Raw genomic sequence first — 17,372 nt, forward strand, 5'->3', positions numbered from 1 at the left:
GCCTTGACTGGACACACACAAACTGCCCCTGCGCCTCGGGGTGTGGGTGGCAGCTCTCCGGGCCCGAGGGCGCCTGGCGCCGTACTCGCCGTTCATGGCCCGTACTTCGGGCCCCACCCCTCGACGGGGGGTGGGGCCCGAAGTGGTGCCCGGGCTCCGGGTCGGGGCTCCCGGGGGTGGGATCCCGTCGACGGGCCCGGTGGGTCACTTGATCTGGGCGGCGGCCCACTCGGCCCAGTCGCGGCGCATCGCGTTGAAGCGCAGGCCGTATTCGAGGGCGATCCGGCCGTGGACGGAGAGGTCGTCGTCGCCCCAGTCGATGGACTCGGCCAGGGCGGCGAGGTCGGCGTGTTCGCGGGCGGAGAGCTCGGCCAGGCCGGTGAGGTAGCCGCGGGCCTGGTCGGGGGGGAGGACGCCGAGGAAGAAGACCCTGAGCAGGATGTCGCTGCGGGTGTTGCGCTGGGGGGTGGTCCCGGTCAGCCAGTGGCGCAGTTCTGCGAGCCCGTCGGGGGTGAGTGCGTACTCCTTCCGGCCGCGCGGGCCCTCGGCCGCGACGCTGATGAGGCCGGCGTCCGCGAGCTTGGACAGCTCCGTATAGATCTGGCTCTGGGTGGCGGGCCAGACGTTCGCCAGGGACGTCTCGAAGGTCTTGAGCAGGTCGTATCCACTAGCTTGGCGTTCGGACAGCAGGCCGAGGAGGGCGTGTCGGAGGCTCATGCCGGTCATCCTACATTCCACTATTGACATGTCAGACCTAGAACCTCTAGTTTTGACATGTCGAAACTGGAATATCGAGGGGGATCTCCGCAATGTCGTACGTACGCTCCTTCCTGCCGTGGATCGTGTTCGCCGTGCTGCCTTCCGCGCAGTGGCAGTGGGCCGCGCTGGCCGCCCTGGCGGTGGCGGTGGGGCTCATCGCCGAGCAGCGCAAGGGCGGGGCGGGCTTCGACGCGCTGATCATCGAAATCGGCTCGGCCGGCTACTTCGCCGCCCTCGCGGCCGTCGCCTTCGCGAACCACGACTCCGCGGTCCACGGCTACTCGGCCGCTCTCTCCTCGGGCACCCTGGCGCTGATCGCCGGTGTCTCGCTGCTCATCCGCAAGCCGTTCACCCTCGGCATCGCCAAGCGGAGCACGCCCCGCGAGGTGTGGGGCCTCAAGCCCTTCGTCCGCGTCAACACCGTGATCACCGCCGTGTGGACCGCGGCCTTCGCCGCCACCGCCGCCGTGCTCGCGGTCATGGCCCACGCCGGCCAGGGCCACTCGACCGCCGCCACGGTCGTCCAGGTCGCCGGGTTCGCCCTCCCGATGGTGTTCACCACCCGCTACGTCGCCGCGGTGCAGGCCAAGGCCGGTGCCCGGTGAGCGCCGACAACACCCCGGTCGTGACGAGCACCCCGGTCGTGACGAGCACCCCGAGCACCCCGAGCGCTCCGAGCACCCCGGTCACCCCGCGGCACCTCGCGGGCAACTACGCCCCGGTCGCCGAGGAGTTGACCGCGTACGACCTGGACGTCACCGGGAGCATCCCGCCCGAGCTGGCCGGCTGGTACCTGCGCAACGGGCCCAACCCGGCCGACGCCGCCTCCGGGCACTGGTTCTTCGGCGACGGCATGGTCCACGGCGTCCGCCTGGAGGGCGGGCGGGCCGTCTCCTACCGCAACCGCTGGGTCCGCACCACCAGCCTCACCGACGGCGCCCGCCCCTACGACGAGTTCGGCCGCCGCGACCTCACCGCCGGACCGGCCAACACCCACGTCGTCCGGCACGCCGGCCGCACCCTCGCCCTCGTCGAGACGGCCCTGCCGTACGAGCTGACCGGCGATCTGGACACCGTCGGCCCGTACGACTTCGGCGGGCGGCTGCGCACCGCGATGACCGCGCACCCCAAGGCCTGCCCCGACACCGGCGAGCTGCACTTCTTCGGCTACGCGGCGGTCGGGGAGCCCTACCTCACCTACCACCGGGCCGACGCCGACGGCGAGTTGGTGATCAGCCGCCCGATCGAGGTGCCCGGGCCGACGATGATGCACGACTTCGCCCTCACCGCCGGACACGTCGTCCTGCTGGACCTGCCGGTGGTCTTCGACCTCGGCCTGGTCGGCCGCACCATGCCCTACCGCTGGGACGACGGCTACGGCGCCCGGATCGGCCTGCTGCGCCGGGACGACCCGTACGGGCGGGTGCGCTGGTTCGGCATCGACCCCTGCTACGTGTTCCACGTCCTCAACGCCCATGACGCGCCCGACGGGACGGTCGTCGTGCACGCCATGCGCTACCCCGAGCTGTGGCGGCGGACCGCCGACGGCGCGGTGGACGGCGCCCGGCAGGCCGTCCTGTGGAAGTGGACGGTCGACCCGCGCACCGGCACCGTCGCCGAGGAGCAGTGCGACGACCGCCCCGGCGAGTTCCCCCGGGTCGACGACCGGCTGGTCGGCCACCGCGCCGACTTCGGACACGTCACCTGCGGCGACGCGCTGGTCCGCTACGACCTGCGCACCGGTGCCTCGACCGCGCACGAGTTCGGTCCCGGCCGCACCCCGGGCGAGGCCGTGTTCGCCCCGGCGGGCCCGCGGGACCCGGGTGATGTGGCCGCCGACGCGACCGGCGGCGGGCCCGGCTGGCTCATGACGTACGTCCACGACGCCGCCACCGACCGCAGTGACCTGGTCGTCCTGGACGCCGACGACCTCGCCGCCCCGCCGGTCGCCACCGTCCACCTGCCCGCCCGGGTGCCCTTCGGCTTCCACGGAAACTGGCTCGCCGACCTCCCGTCCGGGTGCTGAGGCAGGCTCACGCCGGGGTGGCGTACAGCACCTCGCGCAGGCCCGGTACGGTCTCGCGGTCGGCGCGCCAGACGAGGCGGAGGTGCAGCGGGGGGAGGGGCAGGGGGAGGCGGACCAGGGTGCCGGAGGCGAGCTGGTCGTGGACGGCGAACTCGGGGAGGAGGGCGATGCCGAGGCCCTGCTCGGCGCAGGCACGGGTGACGGCGATGCCGCCGGTGCGGACGCGCTCGACGTCCTGGCCGAACAGGCGCTCGCCGGCGAGGTGGAAGGAGCAGGCGGGGGTGTTGACGAGGAGGCGCCGGTCGCGCAGGTGCTCGCGGGTGACGGCGGTGGCGCCGGCGAGCGGGTCGGTGGGGGCGGCGACCAGGGCGAGCGGGACGGTCTGCAGGTCGAGGTGGTCGAGCGGGGCCGGCGGCAGGTAGAAGCCGAGTCCGCCGAGCGGGCCGGGGGTGTCCAGGATCAGCGCCGCCTCCAGCGCCCCGGCCGCGACCCCGCCGAGCAGGCCGTCCCGGGCGGTGTCGGTGTGCAGGGATATCTGCAGGTCGGGGCGGCGTTCGGCGAGGCGGGCCAGGACGGTGGGCACATGGGTGGCCGCGATGGTGTCCAGCGCGCCGAGCCGCAGCCGGACGCGGACGGCGGCCACCTCGCGCCGTGCCTGCTCGGCCTGGGCCAGCAGCCGCCGGGACCACGGCAGCAGTCGCTCCCCGGCCGGGGTGAGGGCCATGCCGCGCGGGGCCGGTTCGAACAGCTCGGTGCCCAGGCTCCGTTCCAGCGTGCGGAGCTGCTCCGAGACGGAGGACGGGGCGAGCCCGAGCGCCACGGCCGCGCCGGGGACGGTGCGGTGGGCGACGACGGCCTCGAAGACGCGCAGCTGACGTAGTTCCATTGATGCCCCCGAACACCTTTGCGTGTTGCGTGTTGCGGGACAGCGTACGGGGGCGCCATGTGCATGCGGTCGGGAAACCCGGATGGTGGTGCACCGGTGCACGAGGGAATCGGCGGCCAGGCCCGGAGGCTCGCAGGCGGACCGATCGGGAGCCGATCGATCGGAGGCGGACTGGTCGGAGGCGGACCGATCGGGGGTCGACCGATGAGGCGGACTGGTCGGAGGCGGACCGATCGGAGGCGGACCGATGAGGCGGACTGGTCGGAGGCGGACCGATCGGAGGCCGACCGGTCAGAGGCTCACCGCCGTCTCGCGCTCCATGTGCGTCAGCTTCTCCGGGTTGCGCACCGAGTAGATGCCGGTGATCCGCCCCTCGTCCAGCCGCATCGCCACCACCAGGTCGATCTCCCCGTCGATCCGCAGGATCAGCGCCGGGTGCCCATTGACCTGGGTCGGCTCGGTCGTCGCCACCGGGCCCCACAGCGCCACGCCGGTGGCGAGCAGCCGGGCCACCTGCTCGGACCCGACGGTGGGTCGCGGCATGGCCGTCTTGACGCCGCCGCCGTCGCTCATGGCGACGACGTCCGGCGCGAGGAGGTCGAGCAGGTCGCGCAGGTCGCCCGTCTCGACCGCCCGCTGGAAGGCGGCGATTGCCGCCCGCGCCTCCTCCGCCGAGACGGCGCCGCGCGGACGGCGTGCCGCGACGTGCGCGCGCGCCCGGTGGGCGATCTGGCGGACGGCGACCGGCGTCTTGTCGACGGCCTCGGCGATCTCGTCGTACCCGAGGTCGAACACCTCGCGCAGCACGAACACCGCCCGCTCGGTGGGGGTGAGGGTCTCCAGGACGAGCAGCATCGCCATCGAGATGCTGTCGGCCAGCTCGACCTGGTCGGCCACGTCGGGGGAGGTGAGCAGCGGTTCGGGCAGCCACGGGCCGACGTACGACTCCTTGCGCCGGCCGAGGGTGCGCAGCCGGCCGAGCGCCTGCCGGGTGGTGATCCGGACCAGGTACGCGCGGTGGTCGCGCACGGTGGTGAGGTCGACGCCCGCCCAGCGCAGCCAGGTCTCCTGCAGGACGTCCTCGGCGTCCACCGCCGACCCGAGCATCTCGTAGGCGACGGTGAACAGCAGGTTGCGATGGGCGACGAACGCCTCGGTGGCCGGGTCGGGACGGCGGCCGTCCTCGTCCTCGCTGTTCATGGGTGCCTCCTTCAGGGTCGGCGGTGCCTCCCACAGGACGCCGGAGCCCGCCGATCCGTGACATGCCGAGCCGAGTGACCTGCGTCACGTCGCGACGGGTGTCACAGAGTCCGGACCGTCGGCATCTCCTTGCCGACCAGTTCGAACATCACACCGGCAGGGAGGCCGAGATGACGAGAGTTCCCGAGATGAAGGTGGTCGTGGTGGGCGCCGGGTACGCGGGCATGTACGCCGCGAACAAGGTCGCCAGGAGGGTGAGGGCCGCCGAGGTCACGGTGGTCAACCCGCGCCCCGACTTCGTGGAGCGCGTGCGGCTGCACCAGCAGATCGCCGGGACCGCCGTCGCCACGACGCCGATCGCGTCGATGCTCCGGGAGGGGGTCGCGCTGCGGGTCGGCGCCGTCGAGCGGATCGCCGACGGCCGCGTCGTCCTCGGCGACGGCAGCAGCCTCTCCTTCGACTGGGCGTTCCTCGCCGTGGGCAGCACGGTGCGGCCGCTGCCGGGCACCGTCCCGGTCGGCACCTGGGAGGGCGCGGAGCAGGCCCGTACCGCGCTCGCCGGCCTCGCGGCGGGCAGCGTCGTGACGGTCGTCGGCGGCGGCGCGACGGGGATCGAGACGGCGTCCGAGGTGGCGGAGGCGAGGCCGGACCTGACGGTGCGGATCGTCGGGTCGGCGGTCGCCTCGACCTTCTCGGACCGGGCGTACCGCAAGGTGCGGGACGGGCTGGAGCAGCTGCGGGTGGAGATCGTCGACGACGGTGTGACGGGGGCGGGCGGCGGAGCCGTTCACCTGCGGTCGGGCGTGTCCCTCCTCTCCGACCTCACCCTGTGGGCGATCGTGTCCGGAGTCCCCGACCTCGCGGAGCGCAGCGGTCTCACCGTCGACGCGGACGGACGGGCGGTCGTCGACGCGTCGCTGCGCAGCGTCGACGACGAGCGGATCTTCGCCGTCGGCGACTGCGCCGCCATCCCCGGTGCCCGCTTCGCCTGCGCCCTCGCCGGCCCGCAGGCCGCCCACGCGGTCGACACCATGGCCCGCCTGATCGCCGGCCGCACCCCCGCGCCGTACGTCCCGCGCTACGTCGGCCGGGCCGTCACCCTCGGCCGCAGGAACGCCGTCGGCCAGTTCACCCACCGCGACGACACCCTGCGGCGCTCGCACGTCAGCGGGCGCACCGGCGCCATGATCAAGGAGCTCGCCTCCCGTGGCGGCAAGTACGGCGCCCGGACGGGGACGGGTGCCTGACCGGGGCGCGGGTGCGTGACCGCGGATCGGGCGCCCGGGGCGCGGGTGCGTGACCGCGGAACGGGCGCCGCACCGGGGGCGCGGGTGCGTGACCGGGAATCACGCGAGGGGCGTCAGGAAGATCCACACGTGCCCGAACGGGTCGCGCAGCATCGACTGCCGGGCGCCGTAGAACATGTCCGCCGGCGCCGAGAGGAGCTCGGCACCCGCGGCCACGGCCTGGGCCGTCAGCCCGTCCACGTCCGGGACGTACACGTGCAGGGCGACGGACGGTCCGCCGGCGCCGGGCGCAACGAACGGGGCGTCGGCGTCACCGAGCATGAGGGTGGCGCCGTGCACCTTGATCTCGGCGTGCATGATCCGCCCGTCCTCGCCCGCGAGCCGCAGGTGCTCGGTCGCACCGAAGGCGGCGGTGTAGAAGGCGATGGCCTCGGCGGCCCCGTCGACCATGATGTGCGGGATGACGGTGTGCTTGTAGTGCTCGGGAATCTCCATGTGGATCAAGGTAGTGATCTGTCGATCATTCAGGCATCGGGCGCAGGACCCCTAGCCCGGCCGAGCCGGTCCTACGTCGCAGGGCGGAGGACCGGCGGCGCCGGGCCTACAGTCGCTCGGGCCCGTACAGGGCGGCCGGCGCGCCGGTGGCCAGCGCCCAGTAGCGGTCCCCGTACGACCAATGCCACCACTCGGTGGGGTAGTTGACGAGCCCGGCGCCGGTCAGGACGCTGCCGAGCAGGCGCCGGTTGGCGCGGGCCCGCGCGCCGATGCCGTCGGCGTCGGTGTAGCAGGCCCCGGCGCTCTCCTCCGGGCCGGCGTTGACCCTGGTGCCGAGGTCCAGTTCGCGGCCGTCCGCGTCGACGAGGGTCAGGTCGACCGCGGCACCGGCGCTGTGCGGCGCGATCTCCGGCGGCGACACGTAACGGCTGGTCGCCGACCTGAGCCGGTCGTCCGGCCAGTCGGGGTTCGCGGCCCTCAACTCGGCGGCGTACTCGTCGAAGTAGCGGCCCTGGAGCTCCGGCGGCCGGTAGCCCTCCACGAACAGCAGCCGCAGGCCGTCCGGCATCCGTGACTGGGCGTCGAGCAGCCGGTCGAGGACAGCGGACCGCAGATGCGCGAACGCGCCGGTGCCGTCCTGCTTGCGCTCGTCCACCAGCAGGCCGCTCCCGCCCCGTACGTCCAGGAGCCGCTCGCCGCAGTCCCGGACCGCGACGGCGGCCACCTGCGGGTCGGACATCAGGATGATCTCGCTCAACTGCGCCTCCTCGGGCGGCGGGAAGCCCTCTGGTTCGTCTGCGTTCCTTGAGGTGGACGCGGTTGTGAGGCTCGCGGGTTCCGACGCGGGAGGAGCGGCCGGTGCCTCGCAGCCGGCGGACCTCCGGGGTGGCCCGTGCCGGCCGGGTTGTCGGCGCTACGGGGCAGGTCGGCGCCAAGTCGCCATCTGCTCGCGGAATTTGGCGCAGGCGAGGATGTCCTGCTGGCTGCACTGCAGGGCGTGCGCGAGCAGCTGCCGGGCGTGGTCGAGGTCGACCATGAGCTGCTCGATCTCGGTGAGCTTGGTCCGGATCATGGCCGCTCTGCGCGGCTGCTCCTGCTGGAACTCCCTGATCTGGGCGAGGGTCAGCCCGGCCTGCTGGCACTTGCGCAGCAGCACGATCCGCTCGACGGCCTCCGGCGGATAGCGGCGCTGCCCGCTCTGGCGTTCGGGTGCCGGCAGCAGGCCGTGGCGCTCCCAGAACCGGATGGCGGAGGCGGGCACGCCGGTGAGCTGGGCGAGCCGGCCGATCGTCATAAGCACGCCATTCCCCCGACTCCCACGCGGACGCTTGACTTGAACCTTAGTTCAAGTCGGAGGCTTCGGTTACGCGGACCGGCGGCGCGACAGCGGCCCCGGCCAGGAGACGTGGAGAGGCTTGCGATGAAAGACACCCCCGAACTGAACGACCCGGCTCACCAGCTCGTCGAGGCTGCCAGGCAGCTCTTCGTCGCGGGAGTGATGTCGCACTCCGGTCACGCCAACCTGAGCGTGCGGCTCGACGGAGGGCGCTTCCTGCTCTCCCCGGGGTGGGTGCGGGACCTGCGGGCCGAGCAGCTGGCGACCCTCGACCTCGACGGAAAGGTCCTGGACGGCGAACTGCAGGCCGCCGGGGCCGAGATCATCGCCATGCACAGCATCGTCTACCGCGCCCGCCCGCAGGTGGGCGCGGTGATCCACACCCACTCGCCGGCCGCGACGGCCTTCGCGGTCGCCCACCGACCGCTGCCGTGCCGCACCGAGCCGATGCTCCGCTTCGGGCAGGCCGAGGACGTGCCGGTGGTGCCCTGGGGGCCGCGCGGATCGGACGTCTCGGTCCGGGGCGTCGCCGAGGTCCTGGAGCGCCGCCCGACGACGGCCGCGGTCCTGCTGGCCAACCACGGTCTGCTGGTGTTCGGCGCCGACGCGCAGGCCGCCACCCGCCTCGTGGTGGCGATCGAGGAGAGCGCCGAGGCGGAGCTCGCGGCACGGGCCCTCGGCGGCGCCGTGGACTTCCCCGACGGCGCCCTGGAGGCCGTCCGCGCGTCGATGGCCCGGGTTGCCTCATGAGCGACGACGACCGTATGAACGACGACGACCTCGCGGAGCGCTCCGAAGCCCAGCGCTCCGAAGCCCAGCGCGCCGAGGCCCTGCGGGCTCGCTACCGCTCGACGCTGGGCGCCGTCCCGCACGGAGCGGAGGACCGGCTGCACGTGGCCCGGACCCTCGGCCGACTCCACACGGAGGAGGCGTTCATGACCCTGCGGCACATCGTGCTGACCGACAACCCGCTCGGCGCGCGCGTCCAACAACTCGTCCACTTCGGCCAGCTGCTGGCCCTCGGCCGCCCGGGCCCCGCCCGGATCCACGCCCGCGGAGCCCTCCACGCGGGCGCCGACCTCACCGACCTCGCCGGCGTGGCCGAAACCGCCCTCATCACCTCCGGCACGCCCGCCTATGCGCTCGGCATCGAGATCATCGGCGAACTCCTGCGCGCCGAGGAGGACGCAGAGGCCTGAGCTCCCGGTCTGGCATCGTGAGCAGGATCTCGAACTGGCCGAGCAGTACGTTCGCGCGGCTTTCAAGATCAGCGACCATCACGAGGAGCTGCTGTGACCGTCATTTCTCCCGAGTTCGTGGCCGCCCTGGTGGCCGCGGCCGAAGCGGCCGACGTTACGGGTTTCGTTGCGGCCGCCGTGATCAAGCACGACGGTCGGATCCTGTTCGTGCGGCGAAAGCCGGACGACTTCATGGGCGGGATGTGGGAGATCCCTTCCGGAAAGGTCGAGGGTGGCGAGGCCATCCTGGACGCCCTTCACCGCGAGACCACCGAGGAGACCGGGCTGGTCATCGAGCAGGTCACCGGCTACCTCGGGCACTTCGACTACGTCAACAGCCGTGGCGGAACCACGCGTCAGTTCAACTTCGCAGTCACCGTGGAGAAGACAGAGCCGATCGTCCTCGCCGAGCACGACGCCCACCAGTGGGCGCTCCCGAACGGATTGCCTGAGGTCAGCGATGCGGTTCGCAAGCTGATTGCCCCCTGAGTCGGAAGCTTCTGCCGTCCGGCCTGAGACGGCAGTGCCTTCAGCCCGCGCACTGCCGGGGCGCGCGGGGGTGTGTGCGCTTGCGCCGCCCGAATGGGTGATGGGAGTGCGAGTTTGACGATCAGTTAGCGCGCTACGGTGAATATTGCGGTGCCCGGCGTTCCTGTTGGGGCGCTCGGTGCGCGGGCAAGAGAAAGCCCCGGCGGTGCGCCAACACCCCGTGTCGGCGGTGCTCACCACATGAGGAAGTCCGGCAGCTCGGTGACGGGCGGGAGCGGTGCGTCCGCAGGTAGGGATCGGATCTGGACGTAGGCGTGCTCGAACTGGTACGAGAAGCCGTCCAGGCCCGGGGCGACGACGAGGATGTTGTCGCCCCGGCGCCAGATCCGGTAGCGCCAGCGGTGGCTCTCGTGCGTGACGTCGTGGTCGGGCGGGCCGATCAGCGCCGCGAACTGGTCGGCCGCGGTGTCCAGTTGGGCGGTGAAGGTCCCGGCCGACGGATCGACGAGGCTCCGCCAGCCGTCCTGCTCTCCCCAGAAGTCCTCCGTCCACGCCCCGTCGGGGTGGATCCAGTACTCGTACGCGAACGGCATGGCGAAGCGGTCGTCGCCGTGCACGAGGTGTCCGGCAGGCGTGTAGGCCTTCTCGTTGAGATCGCCAGGTAACCGCCGGTCGAGCGCCAGCCGGCGGCGAGCATCGCCTTCTCGGTGGGCTCGGGGTCCTCCCAGTCGAGTTCCGCCATTCCGGCGATCTGCTCTGCCAGTTCGGGCGTGACGGGGCAGACCGCGACGATCCAGGACGCCTCGTCCTCGTCGTCCTGGTCGAACACATCGGATGCGTCGGACACCTGGGGAACTCCGTTCTGCTGCAACGTACAGGTGTTCACCCTGCAAACGGAGGGCCTCAGAGGGTGTCGCGGACCTTGAGGTGGCCGTCCTCGACGCGGAACAGCTGGTTGGGGTTGGTGGCGTCGCAGCCGTACAGGAACACGTTGTGGCCGTTGGTGCGGTACGACCCGACGTCGATGCACTTCTCGCCGCCACTGCCGACGGTCCGCTGCAGTACGAAGGCGCCGCCCCTGAGCAGCCAGGTCTGGTTGGCGCGGGCCGCGTGGGTGTACTCGCAGGCCCAGATGCGGACGAGGTCGCCGTCGGTGTCCGTGAAGTCGGCGTCGAGGCACATCTCCGTCGCGGTGCCGGCGGTGTCGGCGACCTTCACCCTCCCGTCCTCCAGGACGAAGCGCTGGTTGGTGCTCTCCAGGCAGTCCCGGATCCGGACGTTGTCGGCGTTGAAGCGGGTGCCGCCGACGTCCAGGCACTTGGCGTTCGAAGTGCGGGGTGGGGTGGCGACGTTGAGGGTGCCGTTGTCGATGGTGTAGAGCGTGCCGCTGTCGGGGCGGTTGTAGCGGAAGCTGCCGTTGCCCCGGGGCAGGGTGGTGCCGGCCGGGGCGTACGGGTCGACGGTGACCTGCGGGGAGAAGCGGAAGTAGCCGTTGGCGGGCCAGCCGCTGTTGCCGCCGTTGCGGCCGTAGCCCTCGCAGGTGAGTGTCCGGTTCCCGTTGCTGAGGGCGCAGCCCCGCAGTCCGACGTTGTTGGAGCCCCAGCTGGATCCGTCGCCGCTGTACTCGGTCGGCACGGTGGACTGGGCCGGGAAGGTGGTGTCGCCCGGGGCGGTGAAGACGGCGGTCATGCCGGACGGCGGGAGCAGGCCGGCGCCGCCGGTGTTCTGGTACGTCCACGGGACGGCGCCGGTCCGGCCGGGCGCGATGGTGACGGTGGTGGGGACGTCGCGGCCGATGAAGGTGACGGCGGCGGCGGGGGAGGCGAGGGCGACGGCGAGGGTGAGGGAGAGCGCGGCCACGGTGCCCGTACGGGCGAGGGTTCGGATCACGGTCGCGGTGATCGTGGACGAACCGGCCGGTCGGCGGCGTACGGCACGCCACAGCTACGGCAGTTCACCCTTCCGGCGGCCGGAAGCCCACCGGTGCGTCGAAGGCGGCCCGTCGGGTGGCGCGGCGCAGGGCGCGCAGGACGGGGGTGCCGAGGGTGAGGCACAAGACGACGGTCAGCGCGGCCCGGGGCAGGTCCCAACCCAGCGACGTGGTCAGGCAGTAAGCGGCGAAGCGGACCAGGTTGGCGCCCACCGGGTCGCCGGGGACGAAGGAGACGGAGCCCGCCAGCCCGCCGATGTACGGCCAGCCCTGCAGGTTCATGATCGTGCCGTAGAGGACGGAAGCGAGAGCGCCGTACCCCGCCAGCAGCAGCAGTTCGCGGCGTCCCCGCAGGGAGGAGGAGCCGGGCAGCAGCCCGGCGCCGAGGCAGACCCAGCCCATCGCGAGCATCTGGAACGGCAGCCACGGCCCGACCCCGCCCGTGAGCAGCGCGGACGCGAACATCGACAACGAGCCCAGGACGAAGCCGAAGCCGGGTCCGAGCACCCGCCCGGACAGCACCATCAGGAAGAACATCGGCTCCAGGCCCGCCGTCCCGGCGCCGAGCGGGCGCAGTGCCGCGCCCGCCGCCGCCAGGACGCCCAGCAGCGCGACGGACTTGGCGTCCAGCCCGGGCGCGCCGCCGCCCGCCTCGCGCCCCTCGGAGATCTGCGCGATGACGACGGCGAGCAGGAGCGGGAGGAGGAGCGCGAACAGCCAGGGCGCGTCGGTGGAGTGGCCCACCAGCGCCGAGCGGGTCGAGGCGAGCAGCGGCCAGCCGAAGGCGGCGACGCCGACCGACGAGACCATCGACAGCGCCGCAACGGACCGGCGGCCAAGAGGGATCGGTCGGCGCGGGACAGGTCGGCTCATGCGTCCAGAGCCTCCGCGACCTGCCCGACGGTGAGCCAGGGCCCCGGCGCCAGCACCTTGGCGACCTGCGGGGCGAAGGCGGGGGAGGAGACCACGACCTCCGCCGTCGGCCCGTCCGCGACGATCTCGCCCTCGGCCAGGATCGCCGTGCGGTGGGCGAGTTCGGCGGCCAGTTCGACGTCGTGCGTCGCCAGCAGCACGGCGTGCCTCTCGGCGGCGAGTCCGCGCAGGATCTCCACGAGCCGGGCCTTGGCGGCGTAGTCCAGGCCTCGGGTTGGCTCGTCGAGCAGCAGCAGCGGGGGTCGGGCGGTGAGGACGACGGCGAGCGCGAGGGTGAGCCGCTGGCCCTCGGAGAGGTCGCGGGGGTGGGCGGTGTCGGCGATGCCGGGCAGCAGGCGCTCGACCAGGGCGCGGCAGGTGCCCGCGACGGCGCCCGCGTCCGCGTCCGCCGCCGCGCACTCGGCGACGACGGACTCGCCGTACAGCAGATCGCGCGGGTCCTGCGGGACGAGGCCGACCTCGCGGATCAGCTCGGCGGGGCGGGTGCGGTGCGGGACGCGCCCGCCGACCCGGACGCTGCCGGAGGCGGGGGCGTGCAGGCCGACCAGGCTGCCCAGCAGGGTGGACTTGCCGGCGCCGTTGCGGCCCATCAGGGCGGTGATCTCGCCGGGGCGCAGCGCGAGGTCCACCCCGCGCAGCGCCTGCACCGGGCCGCGCCGTACGGCGAGGCGGTCGGCGACGGCGATGGGGCCACCGGCGGCGGTCTGCTCAACGGCCGTCGCGGGCGCACCGCCAGGCGCACCGCCGGGCGCGCCACCGGGCGCACCGCCAGGCGCACCACCGGGCGCACCGCCGGACGCGCCACCGGGCACCCGCCCGTCGAGACGCTCCCGCAGCGGCCCCGCCTTGCGCCGCGCGTCGCGCACCGACAGCGGCAGCGGCCGCCAGCCGGCGAGCCGGCCGAGGCCGACGACGGGCGGGTGCACCGGGGAGTGCGCCATGACCTCGGCGGGCTCGCCCAGCACCGGGGGCGCGCCCGGGGTCAGCAGCAGCACCTGGTCGGCGTACTGGACGACGCGCTCCAGCCGGTGCTCGGCCATCAGTACGGTGGTGCCGAGGTCGTGCACCAGCCGCTGCAGGACGGCCAGCACCTCCTCGGCGGCGCCGGGGTCGAGGGCCGAGGTCGGCTCGTCCAGGACCAGCACCCGCGGGTGCACGGTGAGCACGGAGCCGATCGCGACGCGCTGTTGCTGTCCGCCGGAGAGCGACCCCAGCGCGCGGTCGCGCAGGTCGGCGAGGCCGAGCAGGTCGAGGGTCTCCTCGACCCGGCGGCGCATCACGTCGCCCGGCAGGCCCAAGGACTCCATGCCGTAGGCGAGTTCGTCCTCGACGGTGTCGGTGACGAAGTGCGCGAGCGGGTCCTGCCCCACCGTGCCGACCAGGTCGGCGAGTTCGCGCGGCCGGTGTTCGCGGGTGTCCCGGCCGCCGACGGTGACGCGGCCGTGCAGCACGCCGCCGGTGAAGTGCGGTACCAGGCCGCTGACGGTCCCCAGCAGGGTGGACTTGCCGGAGCCCGACGGGCCCACCAGCAGGCAGAGTTCGCCCTCGGGGACGGTGAGGTCCACCCCGTCCAGGGCGGGTGCGGCGGAGTCCTCGTACCGGACGGAGACCTGCTCGAAGGTGATCACGATGCCCTCCGGGGCGGGGTCGGGGCGGCGAACGCCGGTACCAGGCCGAGCAGGACGGTCAGGACGGCGGCCAGCGGCAGCGTGGGGACGGTCGGCGGGACGACGGTGGGGGCGAAGGCGGCGGGGTCCTGCGCGGCCAGGTAGGTGGTGAGGGCTGCCACGGCGGCGCCGGAGCCCGCGGTCAGCCACTCGGGCAGTGCCCAAGGATCGGGCCGGTAGCGCGTTCTGACGGACCGTCGGCCACCGAGCAGCAGCCCCGCGAAGGCGGCGGCCAGGCCGAGCGACAGGACCGGCAGCGCCCAGCCGGTGCCGCCGGCGGTCAGCAGTCCGTACGCGGCCAGGCAGACCCCGAGCAGCCCGGCCAGGGTGAGTGCGGCGGTCGCCCGGGCGAGTCGGCGCGGGACGTCGGCGGTGCGGCCGAAGCCGCGGGTGTCCATCGCGGCGGCCAGCGCGACGGACCGCTCCAACGCGCCCTCCAGCACCGGCAGTCCGACGCTCAGCACGGCGGCGACGCCCCGGTCCGTCCGACCGCGCAGGCGCCGTGCGGCGCGCAGCCGGCGGACGTCGGCGACCAGGTTCGGTGCGAAGGTCATCGCCACCACCACGGCCACGCCCGCCTCGTAGAGCGCGCCGGGCAGGGTGCGCAGCAGCCGGGCCGGGCTGGCGAGGGAGTTGGCGGCGCCGACGCAGATCAGCAGAGTGGCCAGGCGCAGCCCGTCGTACAGTGCGGCGAGCAGGCCTTCGAGGCTGACCGGGCCGCCGAACCGCACGCCCTGCGCCCAGGCGGGCAGCGGCAGTTCGGGCAGCGTGAACAGCACGTGGGTGCCGGGGACCGGCGAGCCGAGGAAGACCGCGAACACCAGCCGGATGCCGAGCACCAGCAGGCCCAGCCGCAGGAACGCCCCGTACGACCGCGACCAGGGCGCGTCGCCGCGCCGGGCCGCGACCACGTACCCGGCGACGGCGGCGAGCAGCAGCAGGACCGCCGGGTTGGTGGTGCGGGTCGCCGCCGCGCCCAGCCCGAGTGCCCACAACCACCAGGCCCCGGGGTGCAGTTGGCGGGGCCCGGTGGGCGGTCGGGTGCTACGGGCGGTGCTGCTCACGGATGCTTTCCTGAGTGGGTTCACGGGTTGCTGCGGCGCCGGCGCGCCTGCCAGACGGCGCCGCCGGCGAGGGCGGCGACCAGCGCGCCACCGGCGATCAGCCCGACGTCCGGTCCGCCGCCGTGGCCGGCGGCGGACGCGGCGCCGGCGGCAGGCTGGGCGGCGCCCGCCGCACCGGCCTGGTCGGCGCAGCCCGCCTTCGGGTACCCGGCGATGGCGCACAGCAGCCCGTTGGTGTCGTACCGCAGCGGCGGCGCGACGGCGGCCAGCACCTCCGCCGAGGTGGCCCGCGGCGCGACACTGGCGCACGCCGTCCGCGGCTCGGGTACGGCCGCGCCGCCCGACCCGGCGTCCTCGGCGGTGCCGAAGTCCAGCACGACGGCCACCCGCTTGTGCCCTTCCTGTGCGGGAGTCTGCGCGCAGACGTCCGCGAAGCTCCCGCCGGTGCGCGGCTTCGCGGCCTCCTGCCCGCCGTCCGGGCTCACCGCGAACCGCCACCCGTCCACGGCCCCGTCCGGCGGGACGGCGATCGCCGGACCCTGCTGCTGGTACGCCCAGCCGCCGCCCTCGGCACCGCGCCAGAACGACCAGTACCGGTACCCGGCCGCCTGCGCGGGCGTAGCGGCCACGGTCACCAGCAGCGCCCCGACCGCCAGCAGCGCCCCGACCGCCGGCAGCGCCCCGACCGCCGGCAGTGCCCCGACCGGCGGCAGGAGCACTGCGCAGAGACGCCGGCGCCGGCGGATCGGAGGCGTCACAGGTTGGGGTTGCGCTTGCGCTGGAGGCTGAGGAGCAGGCCGCCGCCGATGCCGATCAGGAGGCCGACGATGATCAGCCAGTACTGGCCGAAGCCGTCGTTCTTCTTCTCCGCCGGGGTGGCCTCGTCCGAGGAGTCGGTGCCCTTGGGGGTGGGGCCGAGGGCGGTGAGCTCGCCGGTCAGGGCGGCGGTGTCGCGCTGGGCGGCCTGGGTGACCAGCAGCAGGGTGGCGGTGGCGGCGGGGTCGGTGCCGTTCTTGGTCCAGGAGACGCCCTCCTTGGTGAGCCACTCGACGGCGCCGGCGGCCTGCTGCGGGTGGCCGCCCTGGATCAGGGAGAGGGCCGCCCAGGCGGTGGCGGTGTAGTCGGGCTTGGGGTCGGCGCCCGGGGTGGGGACCATGAGGTGGTTGCCGTTCGCCGCGAGCTGGGCGGTGAGGTAGGCGCCGGCCGCCTCGCCGTCGAGCGTGCGCGGGACGGCGCTGCCCTTGGTGCAGTCGAGGGCCTTGGGTGCGGCGTCGGCGTGCACCGAGCCGGCGACCGGCAGGTGGCCGCCCGCGGCGGCGAGCGCGCCCTGGGCGCTGGCCAGGGCGTTGGGCCCGATGGAGCTGCCGGAGAGCTGGTAGGCGAAGGAGCCGCGCTCCTCGGGGCGGGCCGCGCAGCCGAGCTGGAAGGGCAGGAGGCCGTCGAGGGCGTTCGTGCCGGCCTTGGCGACGCCGGCCGGGTCCGCCTCGGCGGCGAACAGCGCGCTCACGGCGAGCCCGGTGGAGTTGGCGTCGCTGAGACCGCCGGGGTTGTAGCTCCAGCCGCCGTCGGTGGTCTGGTTGGCCTTGAGCCAGTTCACGCCCTTGTCGACGGCGTCCTGGTGCCCGCCGAGGGCGACCAGGGCCTGGATGGCGAGGGCGGTGGCGTTGCTGTCCTCGGTCTTGGGGTCGCAGGCCGCGCCGGCCGCCCGGTAGGAGGGCCAGCCGCCGTCCTGGCACTGCTGGCCGGTGAGCCAGCCGACCGCCGAGTCGGCCGGGACGACCTTGACCGCCTTGAGCGCGGTGAGCGCCAGCGACTGCCGCCAGACGCCGTCGAACGTCGGGTCGCCCTTTCCGTACAGGCCCTCGGGGACGGTGACGGGGGTCGGCGCGGGGCTGTCGGCGAGGGCCGGTCCGGCGGCGACGCCGGCCAGCAGGGCGGCGGACAGGGCGGCGGCGCCCAGGCGGGCGGCGGTGTGCATGGTCCGGGTGTGCCTTTCGGTGAGCGGTGGTGGCCCGGGTGGGGCCGTGTCCGTAGTCCTCGACGGTGCCGGGCGCGTGCGCCGCACGGGGTGCGTGCGTCGAGTGCGTCCGGGCCGGCCGCTC

19 protein-coding genes are annotated in these 17,372 nt (G+C 74.0%); 6 read left to right on the forward strand and 13 right to left on the reverse strand.

The window, feature by feature from the left end; translation table 11 throughout:
* Positions 1-204: 204 nt before the first annotated feature.
* Positions 205-717 (reverse strand): PadR family transcriptional regulator, encoded by a 513-nt coding sequence (locus tag ACZ3TI_RS06160; protein WP_465723898.1) that lies wholly within the window; start codon positions 715-717, stop codon positions 205-207.
* A 92-nt stretch (positions 718-809) separates the two neighbouring features.
* Between ACZ3TI_RS06160 and ACZ3TI_RS06165 the strand changes: the two genes are divergently transcribed.
* Both ACZ3TI_RS06165 and ACZ3TI_RS06170 read left to right on the forward strand, forming a co-directional pair.
* Positions 810-1,364 (forward strand): hypothetical protein, encoded by a 555-nt coding sequence (locus ACZ3TI_RS06165; RefSeq protein WP_465723900.1) that lies wholly within the window; start codon positions 810-812, stop codon positions 1,362-1,364.
* 38 nt (positions 1,365-1,402) lie between these two features.
* Positions 1,403-2,785, forward strand: coding sequence for a carotenoid oxygenase family protein (locus ACZ3TI_RS06170; RefSeq protein ID WP_465724227.1), 1,383 nt, complete (start codon positions 1,403-1,405; stop codon positions 2,783-2,785).
* 7 nt (positions 2,786-2,792) lie between these two features.
* Here the strand turns inward: ACZ3TI_RS06170 and ACZ3TI_RS06175 are convergent, their stop codons facing one another.
* Positions 2,793-3,671: a LysR family transcriptional regulator gene (locus ACZ3TI_RS06175; RefSeq protein WP_465723902.1), complete on the reverse strand. Its 879-nt coding sequence runs from the start codon at positions 3,669-3,671 to the stop codon at positions 2,793-2,795.
* Positions 3,672-3,962: 291 nt separating this feature from the next.
* A complete protein-coding gene (locus tag ACZ3TI_RS06180; RefSeq protein ID WP_465723904.1) occupies positions 3,963-4,871 on the reverse strand; it encodes an RNA polymerase sigma-70 factor in 909 nt (302 codons plus the stop codon).
* Positions 4,872-5,041: 170 nt separating this feature from the next.
* Here ACZ3TI_RS06180 and ACZ3TI_RS06185 point away from each other — a divergent pair, with 170 nt between their 5' ends.
* On the forward strand, positions 5,042-6,118 hold the full coding sequence (locus tag ACZ3TI_RS06185) for an NAD(P)/FAD-dependent oxidoreductase (protein WP_465723906.1): 1,077 nt from the start codon (positions 5,042-5,044) through the stop codon (positions 6,116-6,118).
* A gap of 99 nt (positions 6,119-6,217) precedes the next feature.
* On the opposite strand, the gene ACZ3TI_RS06190 is transcribed toward ACZ3TI_RS06185, so the two are convergent.
* The 3 genes from ACZ3TI_RS06190 to ACZ3TI_RS06200 all read right to left on the reverse strand — a co-directional run bounded on the left by ACZ3TI_RS06190 (position 6,218) and on the right by ACZ3TI_RS06200 (position 7,907).
* Positions 6,218-6,613, reverse strand: coding sequence for a VOC family protein (locus ACZ3TI_RS06190; protein ID WP_465723908.1), 396 nt, complete (start codon positions 6,611-6,613; stop codon positions 6,218-6,220).
* A gap of 106 nt (positions 6,614-6,719) precedes the next feature.
* Positions 6,720-7,370 carry a M15 family metallopeptidase gene (locus ACZ3TI_RS06195; RefSeq protein ID WP_465723910.1) on the reverse strand — a complete coding sequence of 217 codons (651 nt, stop codon included), beginning with the start codon at positions 7,368-7,370 and terminating at the stop codon, positions 6,720-6,722.
* Between the two features lie 156 nt (positions 7,371-7,526).
* A complete protein-coding gene (locus ACZ3TI_RS06200; RefSeq protein ID WP_465723912.1) occupies positions 7,527-7,907 on the reverse strand; it encodes a MerR family transcriptional regulator in 381 nt (126 codons plus the stop codon).
* Positions 7,908-8,033: 126 nt separating this feature from the next.
* On the opposite strand from ACZ3TI_RS06200, the gene ACZ3TI_RS06205 reads away from it, so the two are divergent.
* From ACZ3TI_RS06205 to ACZ3TI_RS06215, 3 genes are all read left to right on the forward strand, one after another.
* Positions 8,034-8,699, forward strand: coding sequence for a class II aldolase/adducin family protein (locus tag ACZ3TI_RS06205; RefSeq protein ID WP_465723914.1), 666 nt, complete (start codon positions 8,034-8,036; stop codon positions 8,697-8,699).
* On the forward strand, positions 8,696-9,148 hold the full coding sequence (locus tag ACZ3TI_RS06210; protein ID WP_465723916.1) for a carboxymuconolactone decarboxylase family protein: 453 nt from the start codon (positions 8,696-8,698) through the stop codon (positions 9,146-9,148). Before ACZ3TI_RS06205 ends, ACZ3TI_RS06210 begins: the two co-directional genes overlap by 4 nt.
* Positions 9,149-9,265: 117 nt before the next feature.
* The gene (locus tag ACZ3TI_RS06215) at positions 9,266-9,676 is read left to right on the forward strand and encodes an NUDIX hydrolase (RefSeq protein WP_465723918.1); all 411 of its coding nucleotides are present in this window, start codon (positions 9,266-9,268) and stop codon (positions 9,674-9,676) included.
* 233 nt (positions 9,677-9,909) lie between these two features.
* Here the strand turns inward: ACZ3TI_RS06215 and ACZ3TI_RS06220 are convergent, their stop codons facing one another.
* From ACZ3TI_RS06220 to ACZ3TI_RS06250, 7 genes are all read right to left on the reverse strand, one after another.
* Positions 9,910-10,293 carry a hypothetical protein gene (locus ACZ3TI_RS06220; RefSeq protein ID WP_465723920.1) on the reverse strand — a complete coding sequence of 128 codons (384 nt, stop codon included), beginning with the start codon at positions 10,291-10,293 and terminating at the stop codon, positions 9,910-9,912.
* Positions 10,294-10,579: 286 nt separating this feature from the next.
* A complete protein-coding gene (locus ACZ3TI_RS06225; protein WP_465723922.1) occupies positions 10,580-11,566 on the reverse strand; it encodes an RICIN domain-containing protein in 987 nt (328 codons plus the stop codon).
* 64 nt (positions 11,567-11,630) lie between these two features.
* Positions 11,631-12,479: an ECF transporter S component gene (locus tag ACZ3TI_RS06230; RefSeq protein ID WP_465723924.1), complete on the reverse strand. Its 849-nt coding sequence runs from the start codon at positions 12,477-12,479 to the stop codon at positions 11,631-11,633.
* Positions 12,476-14,167: an ABC transporter ATP-binding protein gene (locus ACZ3TI_RS06235; protein WP_465723926.1), complete on the reverse strand. Its 1,692-nt coding sequence runs from the start codon at positions 14,165-14,167 to the stop codon at positions 12,476-12,478. Before ACZ3TI_RS06235 ends, ACZ3TI_RS06230 begins: the two co-directional genes overlap by 4 nt.
* On the reverse strand, positions 14,164-15,270 hold the full coding sequence (locus ACZ3TI_RS06240) for an energy-coupling factor transporter transmembrane protein EcfT (RefSeq protein ID WP_465723928.1): 1,107 nt from the start codon (positions 15,268-15,270) through the stop codon (positions 14,164-14,166). The genes ACZ3TI_RS06235 and ACZ3TI_RS06240 overlap by 4 nt, the downstream gene beginning before the upstream one ends.
* 20 nt (positions 15,271-15,290) lie before the next feature.
* Complete coding sequence (locus ACZ3TI_RS06245) at positions 15,291-15,983, reverse strand: SCO2322 family protein (RefSeq protein WP_465724229.1); 693 nt, start codon at positions 15,981-15,983, stop codon at positions 15,291-15,293.
* Positions 15,984-16,024: 41 nt separating this feature from the next.
* Positions 16,025-17,248, reverse strand: coding sequence for a prenyltransferase/squalene oxidase repeat-containing protein (locus ACZ3TI_RS06250; RefSeq protein WP_465723930.1), 1,224 nt, complete (start codon positions 17,246-17,248; stop codon positions 16,025-16,027).
* Positions 17,249-17,372: the final 124 nt, after the last annotated feature.

The sequence above is a fragment of the Kitasatospora sp. NPDC023120 genome, assembly GCF_055560835.1.

Coding starts and splice junctions, on each gene's coding strand:
- ACZ3TI_RS06160 (WP_465723898.1), bottom strand. CDS start 717: ATGAGCCTCCGACACGCCCTCCTCGGCCTGCTGTCCGAACGCCAAGCT.
- ACZ3TI_RS06165 (WP_465723900.1), top strand. CDS start 810: ATGTCGTACGTACGCTCCTTCCTGCCGTGGATCGTGTTCGCCGTGCTG.
- ACZ3TI_RS06175 (WP_465723902.1), bottom strand. CDS start 3,671: ATGGAACTACGTCAGCTGCGCGTCTTCGAGGCCGTCGTCGCCCACCGC.
- ACZ3TI_RS06180 (WP_465723904.1), bottom strand. CDS start 4,871: ATGAACAGCGAGGACGAGGACGGCCGCCGTCCCGACCCGGCCACCGAG.
- ACZ3TI_RS06185 (WP_465723906.1), top strand. CDS start 5,042: ATGACGAGAGTTCCCGAGATGAAGGTGGTCGTGGTGGGCGCCGGGTAC.
- ACZ3TI_RS06190 (WP_465723908.1), bottom strand. CDS start 6,613: ATGGAGATTCCCGAGCACTACAAGCACACCGTCATCCCGCACATCATG.
- ACZ3TI_RS06200 (WP_465723912.1), bottom strand. CDS start 7,907: ATGACGATCGGCCGGCTCGCCCAGCTCACCGGCGTGCCCGCCTCCGCC.
- ACZ3TI_RS06205 (WP_465723914.1), top strand. CDS start 8,034: ATGAAAGACACCCCCGAACTGAACGACCCGGCTCACCAGCTCGTCGAG.
- ACZ3TI_RS06210 (WP_465723916.1), top strand. CDS start 8,696: ATGAGCGACGACGACCGTATGAACGACGACGACCTCGCGGAGCGCTCC.
- ACZ3TI_RS06230 (WP_465723924.1), bottom strand. CDS start 12,479: ATGAGCCGACCTGTCCCGCGCCGACCGATCCCTCTTGGCCGCCGGTCC.
- ACZ3TI_RS06250 (WP_465723930.1), bottom strand. CDS start 17,248: ATGCACACCGCCGCCCGCCTGGGCGCCGCCGCCCTGTCCGCCGCCCTG.